Annotated in this window: 2 protein-coding genes; both read left to right on the forward strand. The window is 54.4% G+C overall.

The features are described 5' to 3' along the window. On the forward strand, positions 1 to 141 hold a 141-nt coding region (locus ACXJ5O_RS28645; RefSeq protein ID WP_457302864.1), incomplete at its 5' end, for a DUF930 domain-containing protein. 82 nt (positions 142 to 223) lie between these two features. Further along, positions 224 to 592, forward strand: a complete 369-nt coding sequence (locus ACXJ5O_RS28650; RefSeq protein ID WP_457302863.1) for a hypothetical protein — start codon at positions 224 to 226, stop codon at positions 590 to 592. Positions 593 to 826: the final 234 nt, after the last annotated feature.

The following is an 826-nucleotide window of genomic DNA, read 5'->3' on the forward strand; positions in this document are numbered from 1 at the left end:
TTTCGCAGCCGCGGCGAGTGGTACCACCTGAAATACAAATGCCAAACCAGCGCTGACAACATGAACGTCGTCGGCTTCAAATATAAAATCGGCGAACTTGTGCCGAAAAAGGACTGGAGCCAGCACCTACTCGTACCCTAGCGTCAGGGCCCTTTCTCCAAATCGACCCTCTCGACACTACGACGCTGGTTGAATAGCCTGCGCTCCAGTGATGGGGGAACAGATGCGATTTTCAGTTTTGGTTATTGTGTTGGTGGCTGCGATCTTGCCGKCATGCACAACAACGGGCGGCAACGTCAGCAAGAGCGGCGTAATCGCGGATGCGAAAAATCTCGTCATCGTTTCCTATCAGTGTCAGGATGCACTCGGACGCGAGCCGCATTACTCGGCCATCGAAAGCAGCGAAACCATTCTGAAAGGGCTCGGAAAATCGGCCGATGAGGCGGACAGTACCGTACGCGGATGGCTCAAGGCGGTGATTGCTTCGCCGAAACAACCCGCCGACTACGATGCGAAAACCTGCAAGGACAGATTGCTTACATTGGCTGAAAAGGTTCGCGTTGGTTATGAAACCCTGAAAGCCGGCAGGTAAAACCCAATACAAAAAAGACGGTTCCGAAGACCCGCCTTTTTACCATTTCGTTCGGGCTAAGTGCGTTGCCAATCGTTACTGATGGCTTCGTCCGCTGCCGCCCATGTAACCATTACCGTAGCGATAGTACCTGCGGTTATGGCTCCAACGCCGATGATCGCGCCGCTCTGCCCAATGACGCCGATGGTAACGGTCACGACGCCAATCATGGCGATCACGACGCCAGTCACGGCG

The sequence above is a fragment of the Phyllobacterium sp. P5_D12 genome, from assembly GCF_054049495.1.